Genomic DNA, 14,775 nt, shown 5'->3' on the forward strand with positions numbered 1-14,775 from the left:
GGATCGCTACACAACGGAGTGCACTGTGACGCTTGAAGCAGACCTTCTGGCCGCCTACCCGGCAGACATAGAGATCCCCGCAGGGCTTGTTGCCGCCTCCCTGGACGCTGCCAACGCCGAGGTTCCCCGCATCCTGGTGGTGCTGGACGACGATCCCACCGGCACCCAGTCCGTGGCGGACCTGCCCGTGCTCACCAGGTGGGACGTGGAGGACTTCACCTGGGCCTTTGCGCATATTGCGCAAGGTACGGCGAAGCCCGCGGTGTACGTCCTCACCAACACCCGCAGCCTCGACCCCGCGGAAGCTGCGGACCGCAACGCTGAAGTGGTCCGGAACGCCCTCACCGCGGCAGGTTCGTCCGGCTCGCTGCGGCTGGGATTCGTCAGCCGCAGCGACTCCACCCTCCGCGGCCACTATCCGCTGGAGCCCGACGTCATCGCGGCCACTGTTGCCGAGGTCAGCGGAGAGAAGACCGACGGCGTGGTCCTGGTCCCCGCCTTCCCCGACGCCGGCCGGCTCACCATCGGCGGCGTCCACTACATGCGCGGCACCGGCGAAGCCAAGGGCACCCTGGTTCCCGTCTCCGAGACCGAGTTCGCCAAGGACGCCTCCTTCGGTTTCAGCACCTCCGTCATGGCCGACTACGTCGCTGAGAAATCCCAGGGCCGGTTCCCCGCGGACTCAGTGATCGTCCTGGACCTGAACATCATCCGTGCCGGCTCCTTCGCCCAGGACCCGGCAATCTCCGCCAAGGCCATCGCGGACGCCATCGAACCCGCCACGGACTCCACCCCCATCGTGGCGGACATCGTCACGGAGAACGACTTCCGGGCCCTGGCACTGGGCCTCGAAGAGGCGGAACGCCGCGGCAAGAAGCTGCTGTACCGCGTGGGCCCCCCGTTCGTCCGCGGCCGCATCGGACAGGAAGTCCGGACTGCGCTGACCTCCGAAGAGGCCTACGCCGGCAACACCCCGTCGGAAGCCGGCGGCCTGATCGTGGTCGGCTCGCACGTTGGCGTGACCACCCGCCAACTCAACGTCCTCACCGCCGAACACAGCTCGGCGCGCATTATCGAGATCGACGTCGAGAAGCTCCTCGGTGCCGAAACCGACGCCGGCGCACACCTGGACGGGACCGTGGACGCAGTGGTTGACGCCCTGCGCACCGGCGACGTCATCGTCCACACCAGCCGCCTGCTGATCAAGACGGACGACCCCGCCGAAAGCCTGCGGATCGCCCGGACCGTCTCCGCCGCCGTCGTGGACGTGGTGAACCGCACCCTGAAGACCTTCCCGCCGCGGTTCGTCATCGCCAAGGGCGGGATCACCTCCTCCGACGTCGCAGCCCACGGCCTGGAAATCCGCCACGGCATTGTCCGCGGCCCCATGCTCCCGGGCATCGTCAGCCTCTGGGAGCCGGTGGACGGACCCGCCAAGGGCATCCCGTACATCGTCTTCGCCGGCAACGTGGGCGACGACGACTCCCTCGCCCAGGTCACCCGCAAGCTCAGCAACACATCCCCACTCGCCCCCTAACCTCGCAAGCTCGGCCAGGGAACCCGGCGAGCGTGGCCCCTATTCAATTCAACGGAGAAACACCATGACCAGCAACTACACCGTCACCGTCCTGGGCCTCGGCGCCATGGGCCTGCCCATGGCCACCCGCCTGGCCTCCCAGCTGACCGTCCACGGCTTCGACATCGCCGAACCCCGCCTGGAGCTCGCCCGGGAAGCCGGCATCGCCACCTTCGCCACGGCCCGCGAAGCCGCCAAGGGTGCCGACGCCGTCCTCCTGGCAGTCCGCAACGGAGAACAGCTCAACGATGTCCTCTTCGGCGAAAACGGCGTGGCCTCCGTCCTCGAGCCGGGCGCCGTGGTCATCCTGGGCAGCACCGTGGGCACCGACGCCATCCCCGCCACCGTCGCCAAACTGGCCGAATACAGCGTGGACCTGGTGGACGCCCCGCTCTCCGGCGGCCCCAAGCGCGCCGGCGAAGGCGACCTGCTGATCGTCGTCGGTGCATCCCCGGAAGCCCGCGAAAAGGCAGCACCCGCACTTGACCTGCTCGCCTCCACGCTCACCGTGGTGGGCGACAACCCCGGCGACGGCCAGGCCCTGAAGACCGTCAACCAGCTCCTGTGCGGAGTCCACATCGCCGCCGCCGCCGAGGCGCTGGCCCTCGCCGACGCACTCGGACTGGACCAGGCCAAGACCCTCGCCGCCCTCGAAGCGGGCGCCGCCGGTTCCTTCATGCTCTCCAACCGCGGGCCCCGCATCCTGGAGGCCTACAACGAGGAAGGCGCCGAGGTCCTGTCCCGCCTGGACATCTTCGTCAAGGACATGGGCATCGTGGGCAAAGCCACCCGCGCCGCCGGCCTGGCAGCCCCCGTTGCCGCCGCCGCCGAGCAGCTCTACCTCCTGGGCCAGGCCCAGGGCCTCGCCGCCGCTGATGACTCCGCCGTCATCAAGGTCGTCGCCCCGGCCAAGCGCACCAAGTAAGCGCCTTCCCCCCAAACGGTGCGACGACGGCGGTCCCCCCTCCGCCGTCGTCGTACCTCCCAGCGTTGCGGCTTTGTTCCGCAGCGTTCCATCCCCGCCGTGATACCTGATGCCGTCCTGCCCCGGGACCGGCACGTCAAAGGAGACACCCCGTGAACCACCTGATGAGTCCGCTGATCCAGCGGGCCGCCGACGCCCCGGCCATCAAGCCCGCCGTGGAGCTGGGCACCCCGCTGCTGCTCACCATCGCGGCGGTGGGCATCGCCATCCTGCTGGTGATGATCATCCGCTTCAAGATCCAGGCCTTCGTAGCCCTGTTGACCGTCAGCATCCTGGTGGCCGTGGCCGCCACCATCCCGCTGCAGGACATCTTCACCGTGGTAGCCGGCGGCGTGGGCAGCACCATGGGCAAGGTGGCCATCCTGATCGCGCTCGGCGCCGTGCTGGGCCGCATGATCGAGGTCTCCGGCGGGGTCCAGTCACTGGCTGACCACTTCACCCGCAAGCTCGGTGCCCGCCGCGTAGCCGTGGCGCTCACCGCAGTCGGCTTCCTGGTGGCCATCCCCGTGTTCTTCGAAGTGGGCATCATCGTGCTGGTGCCCATCGTGTACGCCTTCGCCAAGATCGCCAAGGTGCACCCGGTCAAGTTCGGCCTGCCCATGGCCGGCATCATGCTCGCCATCCACGTGGCCGTGCCCCCGCACCCGGGCATCGTGGCCGGCGCCGGCGTGCTGGGCGCGGACATCGGACTGATCGCCCTGATCTCGCTGCTGATCTGCATCCCGCTGGGCTTCCTGTCCTACTGGGTGGCCTCCATCATGAACCGCAAGGACTACGAACTGCTGGCCGCCGTGAAGGCCCAGGTGGAGGAGTTCGGCTCCGATTCGCTCGTCAAGGTGGGCCACGACGGCCCCGGCGCTGCTGCCATTGCACCTCCCCGGCCGGGCCTGATCATCTTCCTGATCGCAGCACCCATCGTGCAGATCCTGCTCGGCACCGTTGGCACGCTGGTGCTCCCCAAGTCCGATCCGATGTACGGCCTGGCAGCCTTCATCGGCAACCCCTTCCTGGCCCTGCTGGTGGCCGTCGCGCTCTCCTTCTTCCTGCTGGCCGTCCGCCGCGGCTGGTCCTTCAAGGAAACCGGTGAAATCTTCGAAGGCTCCCTGCCTCCCATCGCCTCCATCCTGATGGTGGTGGCCGCCGGCGGTGTGTTCGGCAACGTGCTGCAGGTCTCCGGCATCGGTTCGGCGTTGTCCAAGACCCTGGACACCCTCGGTGTGCCGCTGCTGCTGCTCGGGTTCATCATTTCGCTGGCCCTGCGCGCCGCCCAGGGTTCGGCCACCGTGGCCATCGTGACCACCACCGGCCTGCTGTCCGCGGCAGTCAGCGGCGGCGGCTACAGCCCGGCGCAGATTGCCGTGATCGTGATCGCCATCGGCTTCGGCGCCCTGGGCCTGTCCCACGTGACGGACGCCGGCTTCTGGGTGGTGGTGCGGTACTACGGACTCACCGTCTCCGACGGCCTGAAGACCTGGACCGTCCTGACCACCATCCTTGGCGTGGCCGGCTTCCTGCTGACCTTTGTGGCCTGGATCCTGGTGGGAGGCCTGGGCGTCTGATGCGTACCCGACTGGACCATCTGGTTACCTCCGCCCTGCAGCAGGGTTCCGCCGTTCCGGCCTTCACCTGCTACGACTTCACCACCGCCCTGGCTGTGGTGGGTGCCGCCGAGGACTCCGGCCGGGGCGTGATCCTGCTGGTGGCCCCAAAGACCGCCGCCACCCCCAACGGGCTCCGGCTCATTGCTGCCCTGCGTGGACTGGCGGATGCCGCAGCGGTACCGGTGGCTGTGCAGCTTGACCACGCCGGCGACCTGATGGTGATGGCCGACGCCGTCGCGGCTGGGGCGGATTCCGTCCTCGCCGACGGTTCGTCTCTGCCCTACGAGGACAACATCGCGCTGGTCCAGGCTGCCCGCGCCCTGCTGGGCCCCGACGTGGTGCTGGAAGCGGAGCTTGGCGGCCTGGCCGGCGACGAGGACCGGGCGTTCTCCGCCGACCAGCCGGCAGGCCAAGCCGGAGTCGACGTGGCGGGGCTGACGGACTCAGCGCAGGTGGAGGACTTCGTGTCCCGCACCGGCGCGGAACTACTTGCCGTGGCCGTGGGCAATGTCCACGGCAAGTACAAGGGCGAGCCGCGGCTGCGATGGGACGTGCTCCAGGACATTGCGGCCAGGGTGCATATTCCGCTGGTGCTGCATGGCGCCTCCGGGATCCCCGCCGAGGAACTGGTCAAAGCGGCGGCCATGAACGTTGGCAAGGTCAATTTCAACACCGAACTGAGGACCGCCGTGCTGGCCACCCTCCAGGACCAGCTGCCCGCCCACCGCGCGGACGGCGAAAACCTGCAGGGCCTGCTGGGCCGGTGGAACCACTCCGCCAGGGAATTCGCCACCGCAACGCTGGCCACGCTCGCACGCTAGGAACAACTCCACTTCGCGGGAGGCTAGGATCAAGCAATGATCCTGGCCTCCCTCTTTTTTGCTTTCCTTGCTGCGGCGCTGCACGTGTTCATCTTCACCATGGAATCCGTGACCTGGACCCGGCCCGCCACCTGGCAACGCTTCAGCATCGAATCCCAGGACCATGCCGAGATCACCAGGTCACTGGCGTACAACCAGGGGTTCTACAACCTCTTCCTGGCGGCAGGCGCCCTGACCGGAATCGGCCTGGTGGTGTTCGGGCTCGGGGCAGGGTCCGCGCAGGACGTGGCCGGCTGGACCCTGGTCTTTTCCAGCTGCGGGTCCATGCTCCTGGCGGCCTTGGTCCTGGCCCTCAGCGGCCGCAAGTACCTCCGCGCGGCCGCCACCCAGGGCGTAACGCCGCTGCTCGCCGTCGTCCTGGGCCTGGTGGCGGTACTCTAGCCCGCCCGGCCGCCGGCGCACCTGCCCCTTCTACACCACCGGCAACGGGCGCAGAATAGTGCTGTGAACAGGGCCGGGACGCTGTAGGGCCACGCGGTGCGGCGCGGGCAGGGGAGTGAAGGCCAGGCGGACACGGCAGCCCGTGATCCGGCGATCGACCTTGTCCGCTTCGTCTGCCTGGCACTGGTGGTGGTGGGGCATTCCATGATGGTCAGCCCGGTCCTGCACCCGGACGGGACCGTAACCACGCAGAACACCCTTGGCGACCAGGACTGGTTTGTCCCCGTCATCTGGATCTTCATGGTGATGCCCCTGTTCTTCGTTACCGGGGGTGTGACCGGCCTGCAGTCCTGGCGCCGGCTGAAGGCGCGGGGCGGGACGGCGGCCCAGTTCATCCGGGCACGGCTCCTGCGCCTGGTCCGTCCGGCCACCGCGCTGCTTGCGGCGATGGTCCTGGGACTGTCGTTGGCCCGTGCCCTCGGGGTGGACCCGCAGGTGGTCCAGCTCATGGCCACCGGCGCCGGCATGCCGCTGTGGTTCCTGGCCGCCTACCTCGCGGCGCAGTTGAACATTCCGGTCCTGGCGGCGCTCCATGCGCGTTCCCCCTGGCTGGCCCTCGGCTTGCTCCTCGGCCTGGTGGTTGCCGTGGATTGCTTCCGGTCAGCGCTGCCGAACCTTGCCTACGCGAACCTGGTGTTCGTGTGGTGCGCAGTGCAGCAACTGGGCTTCCTGGCGGCCGACGGCTGGACGTCCCGGCTTTCCCGTTCCGGGCTGCTGGCCATCGCGCTGGCAGCAAACCTGGCGTTGGGTGTGGTGACGGGGCTGGGACTGTACACCGGCAACATGCTGGTGAACCTCAATCCACCCAACCTCACCCTGGTCCTCTTGGGCGTTTCTCAGCTGGCCGTGATGGAGCTGGCGCGGCCGGTCCTCGCGTCGCTCGCCGAGGTCCGCTGGATTGGCCGCCTCGTGGGCGTGGCGGGCAGCCGGTCCCTGACGGTGTACTTGTGGCACCTGCCGCTGCTGGGCGCGATGTCGGGACTGCTGCTCCTGGTGCCGTTCCCCAAGCCCGGCGCCGGCACCGCCGCGTGGTGGTGGTCGCGGCCCGTGGTGGTCCTGGCCCTGGTCCTCCTGCTGCTCCCCGTCGCGGCCGCCTTTGGCCGGCTGGAGGACCGGACGACGACGCCACACGCCTACGGCGGACGGCCCGCCTTCGCTGCGGCCGCCGTCGTGGTGGTCTTCATTCCCGCGGCTGACGCCGCCCTCAGCGGATTGTCACTGGGACTGCTGGCTGCGGGAACGCTGTGCTTTTCCGCGGCGATCTTGCTGCTGGGCGGCTTTTCCCGCCGTAGCCGGCCACCGGCCGGGACCGCATCCCGGCGTCTACCGGCGGCCCGGCCCGCATCCCGGCGGAGGCGCGGCAGAAGGGGCATTGCCAGCGGGGTGAAGTAGTGCCAGTGTCGAACCATGACCGAGAACACCATGTCCACAGAGGATGAGTTCACCCCCAACGTCACCCTGAGGCGCAATGACGCGGATCACCGGTATGAGCTCCTGGTGGACGGACGGCTCGCCGTCCAGGCCTTTTTCCACGACCTGCCGGGTCATATCGATTTCACCCACACCGAGACGGGCCAGGAATTCGAGGGGCAGGGACTGGCCAAGGTGCTGGCCCATTTTGCCCTGGATGACGTGGTGGCCACCGGCAAACGCATCATTCCGCACTGCCCGTTCATGTCCAGCTACCTCCGCAAGCACGAAGGGTACGAGCAGTTTGTGGACTGGCCCGGGCGCTGACCTTGGGCCGGCGCTGACGGGGCCGGGAGTCAGCTGGCCAGGGCCTTGTCGCTGACCGCCAGGGCGCTTCCGGGGTCGTCAATGGTGAAGCCGCAGGCGCAGCGGTACGTGGTGATGGTTTCGGCCGTCTCCGGCCGCAGCGCCACCACGGAAGTCCCGTCGACGTAGACGGGCTGCCGGACCGGCCGTTCCCCGTGGTCGACAAGCTGCATCGGCGTGCGGCAGTGCATGCGCGAATTGAGGGTCACCAGCAGTCCTGCGTCGACGGGTACCGTGGTGGCCAGAAACTGCTCAGCCGGTTCGCGGCGCTCCCCAAACGCCATCAGCCGGTCATCCATTGCGGTGGTCATTATGTTCTTCCTTGGGCTTCTGTCACGGAACCGCCGGGGCCGGCTGTCCCGCCGCGAACTGCTTGCGGAGGTTCATCTACCCCACAAGAAAAGCATGCTTACTAATTGATGCACAAGTCCTGCGCCCGGGCCTTCGCGGCCGCGGGCTGGTGTGACCGGGTTGGGGCGCAGGCCGCCGCCCGGTTCGTCAGGCCTTAGCGCCGGCGGCTGGTTAGGCTTGCAGCATGACGCCAACAACCGCACTTGTCACCGGAGCCAGCGCCGGGCTGGGACTCGAATTCGCACGGCAGCTCGCGGCCCAGGGGCACCCCCTGGTCCTTGTGGCGCGCAACGCCTCCCGCCTCGAGGCAACGGCGGCGGATCTGCAACGGCGCCACGGGATCACGGCTGAGGTGCTGCCCGCGGACCTCACGCTGGACGCCGACGTCGCCGCCGTCGTCGAACGCCTCCAGGACGCTTCCCGCCCGGTGGGAATCCTGGTGAACAACGCCGGGATCGGGCTGCTGCACAACTTCGAGGACAACCACGCGCAGGAGGAACAGAACCACCTCAAGCTCCACGCGGAAACGTCCATGCTGCTCACCCACGCGGCGTTGAAGGGCATGCTGGAACGCGGGGAAGGCAGGATCATCAACGTCGCCAGCGTGGCCGCCTTCCTGCCCCGGGGAACGTATTCCGCGGCGAAGGCCTGGCTGGTGAGTTTCAGCCGCTGGGCAAACCTGGCCTACCGCAAGCGCGGGGTCAAGGTCACGGCCGTCTGTCCCGGGTTCACCCATACGGAGTTCCACGACCGGATGGGCATGGACAAGTCGGTGGCGCCGTCCTGGACGTGGCTGCGGGCCGAACGGGTGGTCCGTGAAGGCCTCGCGGACAACGAGCGGGGCAAGGCTGTGTCCATTCCGTCCAAGCGCTACAAAGCGGTGGCTGCGGTGGCAAGGGTGGCCCCGGCGCGGCTAATGGCCGGGCCGGCGCGGAAACCGAAATAAGGTCCGGCCGGCCAGGGCTGCCGGACGCGTCCGGGCGCCCGGCCGCCGGACAGCCAGCACCACCAGGATTCCCAGCAGCGCCCCCACCAGCGTCTCCACGGCGCGCTCAAGGATAAGTACCCGGGGTTCGGTGGGCGAGGCAAGCTGGGTCATCAGCAGGATGACCGGGGTGAACCAGACCATCGCCAGGCCGTAGTGGCGGGTCATGAACAGCTCGGTGGCGAACTGGAAGAGGATGACCAGTAGTGCCAGCACGGCGGTCCGGTGTACCGGTTCCTGGAATGCGGGGTAAAGGCCCGGCAAGGCCCAGGGCTCCGGAAGAAGCACGACGGCGGTGACCGCCAGCCCAATGAGCGTCCCCACGATGCGGTGGACACCCCGCCGGACGCTGCTGGGGAGGTCGGCGCCTGCCAGCGGTACGGCGGCGGCGGCCATGGCCCAGTGCGGGTGGCCGCTGCCGCTGATGACGCCCACCGTTCCGGCGGCGCCCACGGCCAGTACATACCGAGCGGCGTGGACCACGAGTTCACGCCGCCTTGCCGCCGATCGGCGCGGTACTTTCCGGGTGGCTCCGGGCTCCCACGCCCTGCTTCGCACCCAGCCGCTGAATCCGATCAGGATGGAGAACGCTGATGATGCCGCCGCGATGAACATGGCCACATGCCAGGGGACCGCGGCGGGAACGGAAGCGCAGGCGCCGAGGGCGAGGATCCCGAAGAAGGGCCCGTTCGGCTTCAGCCGCACCCGGTCGGAGTAGATGGAGCCCACTCCGGCGAGGATTGCTTCCACGGCCACGAGCCACCACGAGTGGATGTGGTTGACGGACAGCGTAACGCCAACGGCTACCCCGCTGAGCAGCACCAGGGCACCCTGGCCCTGGTGCCGGAGCCGCAGCTGGTGCGGCTCCGAGCGGCCGTACATCCCGGTGAGGGCTCCGAAGACGCCGTAGATGATCAGGTCGGTCCGGCCCAAGGCCAGCAGGACCAGGGAGGGGGCGGCCACGCTGAGTGCTACCCGGAGGGCCGCCAGATGGTCGTTGGTGGCCGGTTCCAGCCGGTGGAGCGCGCGTACCTGGTCCATTACGCGCTTCATGTCCCTACCTGTCCTGTAGTGCTGTGCTGCGGTTTCGATCTAAGTGCCGCGCCCCTTGGAAGTTATCACCGGGCGCCAGGCAGGGCCATATGGCTGCAGTCACACGGGGACACCGGGGTGTCCGGAACCCGCGCAAAGGCCCGCCCGGTGTGCTTCGCAAGGAAGCACGCCGGACGGGCCTGCGAGCGTGGGCTACAAGAATGCCCGGGTGGCAGGTGGAAGCTTATGCGCCTGCCGTAACACCGCGGTTCGCGTGCGGATCCGTGCCGTCCTGGGTGTCGAAGGGCAGTTCGTCCAGGTTGATCAGCGGGTTCTGGTCCTGGGTTTCCACCAGTTCCTTGGCCTCGGCCTGGGTGTCAACGCTGGGCATTGATCCAGGCAGGGGGCGGTTGGCGGATTCCTTCAGGAAGTAGATGGCAACGGCGCCGGCCAGCGATGTAGCCATCAGGTAGTAGGCCGGCATCATGTCGTTGCCGGTTGATTTGATCAGCAGCTCCACGATGAACGGGGTGGTGCCGCCGAAGATCGCCACCGCGAAGTTGTAGGCAATGCCCATGGCACCGTAGCGGCTGGACGTCGGGAACTGGGCCGGGAGGGCCGAGGCCAGGTTTGCCACATAGAAGGTGACCGGGAAGGCCACCAGGGCCAGGCCGGCCAGGGTGGACCAAATCTGTCCAATGCCGATCAGCATGAACGCCGGCACGGCCAGGACGATGGTGCTCACGGCGCCGATCCAGAGCACCGGCCGGCGGCCGATCCGGTCGGACAGCTTGCCGGTCAGCGGGATGCACAGGCTCATGACCACCAGGACCGGAATGGTCAGCAGCGTGCCGTGGAGTTCGTCGTAACCCTTGGCGTCCGTCAGGTACGTGGGCATGTAGGAGGTCAGCGCGTAGCCGGCGGTGTTGGCCGCCGCCACAACGATCATGGCGACAATGATGGGGCGCCAGTAAGCCTTGACAATGCCGACGGGTCCCTTGGTGGCGGCGGTGTCACCCGCGGAGGCGTTCTTGGCGTTCTCCTCCTGGGCGTCAAGGGTGGCCTGGAACTGCGGCGATTCTTCGATCTTGCTCCGGAAGTACACGGCTATCAGCCCCAGCGGGCCGGCAAGCAGGAACGGGATGCGCCATCCCCAGTCCTCCATGGTGGCATGGCCCAGGGTCAGCTGCAGGACGGACACCAGGGCGGCACCCATCGCGAAGCCCATGTAGCTGCCAAGGTCCAGGAAGCTCGCGAAGAAGCCACGGCGCTTGTCTGCGGCATATTCGCTGACAAAAGTGGTGGCGCCCGCGTATTCACCGCCGGTGGAGAACCCCTGGATTACCTTGAGGAGCACCAGCAGTGCGGCCGCCCACAGTCCGATCTGGGCGTATCCGGGCAGCAGGCCGACGGCGAAGGTGCTCGCGGCCATGATCATCAGCGTGGTGGCCAGGATCTTTTGCCGGCCCACCTTGTCACCAAGCCAGCCGAAAACAACGCCACCGAGTGGGCGGGCGATGAAGGTCGCCGCGAACGTTCCCAGCAGGAACAGGTTTCGCGTCGTGGGATCGGATTCCGGCAGGAACACCGGTCCCATGGTGGTGATGAGGTAGCCGAAAACGCCGACGTCGTACCATTCCATCGTGTTTCCGACGATGGTGCCGCCGAGTGCTTTCTTCAGCATGGGCTGGTCAACAACGTTGACGTCGGATTCCTTGAGCCGGCGGCGTGGCAGGAGCCTCGGCTTCTTGGCAGCCGTGGGGGCTGACGGGTCGGTTCCGCGGGCGTTCCTGGCGCCTGCTGGAGAGTGGTTACTGCTTCGGTCTGTGGGCATTTGGGCAACTCCTGTGGAGGTCATTTGCTTGCGACTTGTAGCTGCCCCGCTCCGGGCAGGCCTTCAATTTTACGGGATATCTGTGGCGTTTGCTCGGTTCAATGGCGTAGCATGCTCCCTTTTGCGCCCCTGCAGCACCGCATTCAGCAACTTTTTTCACCGCGGATTCCCGCGCTGCTACTGGGAAGCAGGATGATCAACGGCGCCGTTACCAAAAATTTTCCATCGGGAACCGTTTCAAACGGTTTTTTTGGGTGAACGCGGGCGCGAAAGTGAGTGCGGTCACGGCCGTTGGAGGGGTTCACAGGAGCCTTGGCGGTGCCTATGGTAGAGCGGTGAAAACACTTCTTTTCGGGTAAAACTCCGCGCACACCCGGGCGCTGCAGCCGGCGCATCGTTTCAACGAAGAACGAAGGAAAGAAGGGAAGAAAAACATGGGTGAAGACTCCAACCAGTTCAACATCAGGCCAGAGGTGGCGCACCATTTGGCCGCAGCCATGGATGCACCGGTCACACCGGGCCCCGCAGCTGCGGGGGGCGTCCCGCCGGCCCGGCAGAACGCGTGGCCGGATGGGGACGGCAAACGCCGGCATCCGAAGGACCGGGCAGCCGGCCACGGCCGCGTGGGCCACGAGGCCGCCGTTACGGCTGTCCACAGGACCGGCCGGCCGCAGATGCCGCACTCGTCCTAGCGGCCTGGCGACGGCCACCCCCACCAAGAGATACGCAAACTACCTGGCGCCCCGAAAATGCCCTGGGCGCCAGGTAGTTTGTGCGTCGTCGCCGGAGTTCGAAATCGAAAACCTGGCCATCATTCCCGGACCACCTCTGCCGGGTCCTTGTCCACGCGCCAGCCCCGCCACCGCGGGTGCCGCAGCCTGCCCGGCCCGGTCCACTCGCTGTAGGTCACCTCGCCCACCAGCTCCGGTGCCACCCAGTGGGCATCCGCAGCGTCCGGCCGGGGGACGTCGTGGAACGGGGACTCCGTCCGGCCCAGCCGTTCCACGGTTTGCCGCAGCTCCGAGAGCTCGCGGGCGCTGAAACCACTGCCCACCCGGCCCACATACTGCAGCTTGTCCCCATCCGGTACTCCCACCAGCAGTGAGCCCACCGTCTCCTGGCGGCCGCCTTTTCCCGGCCGCCAGCCGCCCACCACCACTTCCTGGGTTTGCTCAAGCTTGAGCTTGATCCAGGTCCGGGTCCGTTGCCCGCTCACATAGCGGCTGTCGGTCCGTTTGGCCATCACCCCCTCCAGGCCCAGCTCCCCGGCGCTCTCGAGGAGGAGCCCCACAGGTTCGTCCAACACCATGGACAGGCCCACCGGACACTCCGACGGCCGGAAGAAGTCCTCCAGCCGCTGCCGCCGTTTGCTGAGCGGCAGGCGCCGCAGGTCCTTCCCGTCGTCGAAGAGGAGGTCAAACAGCATCAGCTGCACCGGGACGGCCGTGCGGGCTTTGGCGACGTCGGCGGCCCGGGTGAGCTTCATCCGGGCCTGCAGGAGCCCAAAGTCGGGCCTACCGCCGGGCCCGACGGCAACGATCTCGCCGTCGGCCACGAACGGCTGCGCCGGCCAGCAGGCGCGGTCCGTGAGCTCCGGGTAGGTCTTGGTGACGTCATTGCCGTTGCGGCTCAGGATGCGGATCTTTTCCATGTCGGCCACCAGGATCGCCCGGACCCCGTCCCATTTGAGTTCGTACTGCCACGTGCTGCCGCGCAGGTCTGCCTCGGTCCCCGCAGCGGCCATCATGGGCCGGTACGCCTGCGGGTCTGCCGGGGTATCCATCGGGGTGGCCGCGGTCCGGGCGGGTTCCGAAGCCGGGGCCGTTCCACCGGCGCCGGCTTCCTGGCCCGGCTCCCGCGACGGCTCCGGTGCCGCGTGCTGCGATCGGCCGACCGGGTGTTCCGGGTCCATCAGGTGGATGAGCCACTGCTTCTCCCCGTCCTTGCCCTGGCCGCGGCCGGTGTGGATGAGCGCCAGTTTCGTGGGCCCGCCCAGCCCGCCGCCCTCCGACCCGGTAAGGGTGACGATGACTTCCTTGCCGTTGATCCACTTGTGCAGCTCGTAGGTGCCGGTGTCCCAGATGGTCATCTCACCGGCACCGTACTGCCCCTTGGGGATGGTTCCGTGGAAGGTGAGGTAATCCATGGGATGGTCCTCGGTCTGGACGGCCAGGTGGTTCTTGCCGCCGGATTCGGGGACCCCTTTGGGCAACGCCCAGGATGCCATGACGCCCTCGTGTTCCAGGCGCAGGTCCCAGTGCAGCCTGCTGGCGTGGTGTTCCTGGATGACGAAGGTGTTCCCGCCCGAAGGGACGCCCGCGAAAGGTTCGGGCGTCGCTTGGGGGTCCCGCATGGAGCGGTACGCGCCCAGCCGGGGGTCGCCGTCGTGCCCGTCCTCCGGCTGGTCCGCGCGGGCCGCAGCATTGACGACGACGGCGAACGGGTCCTTGCCGTCCCGCACCCGGCGCAGCACTTCCCGGTAGTCCAGGTGCTTCAGCGCGGGAGACTGGATTTCCCGCCATGTCCGTGGCGCCGCCACCGTGGGCGTGGGGCGGCCGCGCAGGGAGTAGGGGACCACCGTGGTTTTTGCCGCGTTGTTCTGGCTCCAGTCCACCAGCACCTTGCCCTTGCGGAGCGTCTTCTTCATGTCGCTGACGGCAAGGTCCGGGTGGTCCGCCTCAAGCGCCCGTGCCAGTTCCCGGGCGAAAGCGGAGATCTGGTCCGACGTCTGGGAACCGTCAAGCGCGGCGTAGAGGTGGATCCCCTTGCTGCCGCTGGTCACGGGTACGGGTTCCAGGCCCACATCCTCCAGGATGGACCGCGCCAGTACGGCCACCTCGCGGCATTCCGGCAGGCCTGCCTCTTCGCCCGGGTCCAGGTCCAGTACCAGCCGGTCCGGGTTCAACTGGTTGCCGTGCGCGTCGACCCGCCACTGCGGGACGTGGATTTCCAGTGAATTGATCTGCCCAAACCAGGCCAGGGTAGCGGGGTCATTGACCAGCGGGTAGTGGATGGTCCGGTCCTTGTGGGTGATCGCCGCCCGCGGCAGCCAGCCGGGGGCCGAGTCCTCCAGTTCCTTCTGGAAAAACACCTCGCCGGGCTTGTCCGCCGTGCCCACCCCGTTGACCCACCGTTTCCGGGTGGCCGGCCGGTTGGCCGCGGCGGGGATCAGGACGTGGGCCACCGCGGCGTAGTAGGCCAGCACGTCTGCCTTGGTGGTGCCGGTCTCCGGATAGATGATTTTGTCCAGGTTGGTGAGCGTCAGTTCGCGTCCCGCCACCCGGACACGTTCCCTACTGCCGGCCACGGGTCT

At 67.9% G+C, this 14,775-nt stretch carries 12 protein-coding genes and 1 pseudogene; 8 read left to right on the top strand and 5 right to left on the bottom strand.

Going from position 1 to position 14,775, the window contains the following annotated elements:
* Positions 1 to 25: 25 nt before the first annotated feature.
* The 7 genes and pseudogenes from QRN53_RS00270 to QRN53_RS00300 all read left to right on the top strand — a co-directional run bounded on the left by QRN53_RS00270 (position 26) and on the right by QRN53_RS00300 (position 7,221).
* Positions 26 to 1,537, top strand: coding sequence for a four-carbon acid sugar kinase family protein (locus QRN53_RS00270; RefSeq protein WP_285242033.1), 1,512 nt, complete (start codon positions 26 to 28; stop codon positions 1,535 to 1,537).
* Positions 1,538 to 1,601: 64 nt separating this feature from the next.
* A pseudogene (locus QRN53_RS00275) lies at positions 1,602 to 2,495 on the top strand (NAD(P)-dependent oxidoreductase); the annotation flags it as partial.
* A 158-nt stretch (positions 2,496 to 2,653) separates the two neighbouring features.
* Positions 2,654 to 4,120 carry a GntP family transporter gene (locus QRN53_RS00280; RefSeq protein WP_285242035.1) on the top strand — a complete coding sequence of 489 codons (1,467 nt, stop codon included), beginning with the start codon at positions 2,654 to 2,656 and terminating at the stop codon, positions 4,118 to 4,120.
* Complete coding sequence (locus tag QRN53_RS00285) at positions 4,120 to 4,983, top strand: class II fructose-bisphosphate aldolase (protein WP_285242036.1); 864 nt, start codon at positions 4,120 to 4,122, stop codon at positions 4,981 to 4,983. Before QRN53_RS00280 ends, QRN53_RS00285 begins: the two co-directional genes overlap by 1 nt.
* A 36-nt stretch (positions 4,984 to 5,019) precedes the next feature.
* A complete protein-coding gene (locus tag QRN53_RS00290) occupies positions 5,020 to 5,424 on the top strand; it encodes a DUF1304 domain-containing protein (protein ID WP_285242037.1) in 405 nt (134 codons plus the stop codon).
* A gap of 96 nt (positions 5,425 to 5,520) precedes the next feature.
* Positions 5,521 to 6,876: an acyltransferase family protein gene (locus QRN53_RS00295; RefSeq protein WP_285242038.1), complete on the top strand. Its 1,356-nt coding sequence runs from the start codon at positions 5,521 to 5,523 to the stop codon at positions 6,874 to 6,876.
* Positions 6,877 to 6,891: 15 nt separating this feature from the next.
* The gene (locus tag QRN53_RS00300; RefSeq protein ID WP_285242039.1) at positions 6,892 to 7,221 is read left to right on the top strand and encodes a GNAT family N-acetyltransferase; all 330 of its coding nucleotides are present in this window, start codon (positions 6,892 to 6,894) and stop codon (positions 7,219 to 7,221) included.
* Positions 7,222 to 7,250: 29 nt separating this feature from the next.
* Here QRN53_RS00300 and QRN53_RS00305 read toward each other — a convergent pair whose 3' ends face one another.
* Positions 7,251 to 7,571, bottom strand: coding sequence for a hypothetical protein (locus tag QRN53_RS00305; RefSeq protein WP_285242040.1), 321 nt, complete (start codon positions 7,569 to 7,571; stop codon positions 7,251 to 7,253).
* A gap of 224 nt (positions 7,572 to 7,795) precedes the next feature.
* Between QRN53_RS00305 and QRN53_RS00310 the strand changes: the two genes are divergently transcribed.
* On the top strand, positions 7,796 to 8,557 hold the full coding sequence (locus tag QRN53_RS00310; RefSeq protein WP_285242041.1) for an SDR family NAD(P)-dependent oxidoreductase: 762 nt from the start codon (positions 7,796 to 7,798) through the stop codon (positions 8,555 to 8,557).
* On the opposite strand, the gene QRN53_RS00315 is transcribed toward QRN53_RS00310, so the two are convergent.
* The 4 genes from QRN53_RS00315 to QRN53_RS00330 form a co-directional block, all read right to left on the bottom strand.
* Positions 8,525 to 9,649 (bottom strand): FUSC family protein, encoded by a 1,125-nt coding sequence (locus QRN53_RS00315; RefSeq protein ID WP_285242042.1) that lies wholly within the window; start codon positions 9,647 to 9,649, stop codon positions 8,525 to 8,527. The genes QRN53_RS00310 and QRN53_RS00315 overlap by 33 nt on opposite strands.
* Before the next feature lie 223 nt (positions 9,650 to 9,872).
* Positions 9,873 to 11,462, bottom strand: coding sequence for an MFS transporter (locus tag QRN53_RS00320; RefSeq protein WP_285242043.1), 1,590 nt, complete (start codon positions 11,460 to 11,462; stop codon positions 9,873 to 9,875).
* Between the two features lie 143 nt (positions 11,463 to 11,605).
* On the bottom strand, positions 11,606 to 11,947 hold the full coding sequence (locus QRN53_RS00325; protein ID WP_285242044.1) for a hypothetical protein: 342 nt from the start codon (positions 11,945 to 11,947) through the stop codon (positions 11,606 to 11,608).
* Between the two features lie 326 nt (positions 11,948 to 12,273).
* Complete coding sequence (locus QRN53_RS00330; protein WP_285242045.1) at positions 12,274 to 14,769, bottom strand: ATP-dependent DNA ligase; 2,496 nt, start codon at positions 14,767 to 14,769, stop codon at positions 12,274 to 12,276.
* Positions 14,770 to 14,775 lie beyond the last annotated feature (6 nt).

Source organism: Pseudarthrobacter sp. fls2-241-R2A-127 (assembly GCF_030209355.1).
In the GTDB taxonomy this organism is placed as follows: Bacteria; Actinomycetota; Actinomycetes; order Actinomycetales; family Micrococcaceae; genus Arthrobacter.

Bases quoted from the DNA above. Each gene is read 5' to 3' on its own strand.
- QRN53_RS00325 (WP_285242044.1), bottom strand. From the start codon at position 11,947: ATGGTGCGCCACCTCTGGCCTGATGTTGAACTGGTTGGAGTCTTCACC.
- QRN53_RS00310 (WP_285242041.1), top strand. From the start codon at position 7,796: ATGACGCCAACAACCGCACTTGTCACCGGAGCCAGCGCCGGGCTGGGA.
- QRN53_RS00315 (WP_285242042.1), bottom strand. From the start codon at position 9,649: ATGAAGCGCGTAATGGACCAGGTACGCGCGCTCCACCGGCTGGAACCG.
- QRN53_RS00285 (WP_285242036.1), top strand. From the start codon at position 4,120: ATGCGTACCCGACTGGACCATCTGGTTACCTCCGCCCTGCAGCAGGGT.
- QRN53_RS00320 (WP_285242043.1), bottom strand. From the start codon at position 11,462: ATGCCCACAGACCGAAGCAGTAACCACTCTCCAGCAGGCGCCAGGAAC.
- QRN53_RS00300 (WP_285242039.1), top strand. From the start codon at position 6,892: ATGACCGAGAACACCATGTCCACAGAGGATGAGTTCACCCCCAACGTC.
- QRN53_RS00290 (WP_285242037.1), top strand. From the start codon at position 5,020: ATGATCCTGGCCTCCCTCTTTTTTGCTTTCCTTGCTGCGGCGCTGCAC.
- QRN53_RS00305 (WP_285242040.1), bottom strand. From the start codon at position 7,571: ATGACCACCGCAATGGATGACCGGCTGATGGCGTTTGGGGAGCGCCGC.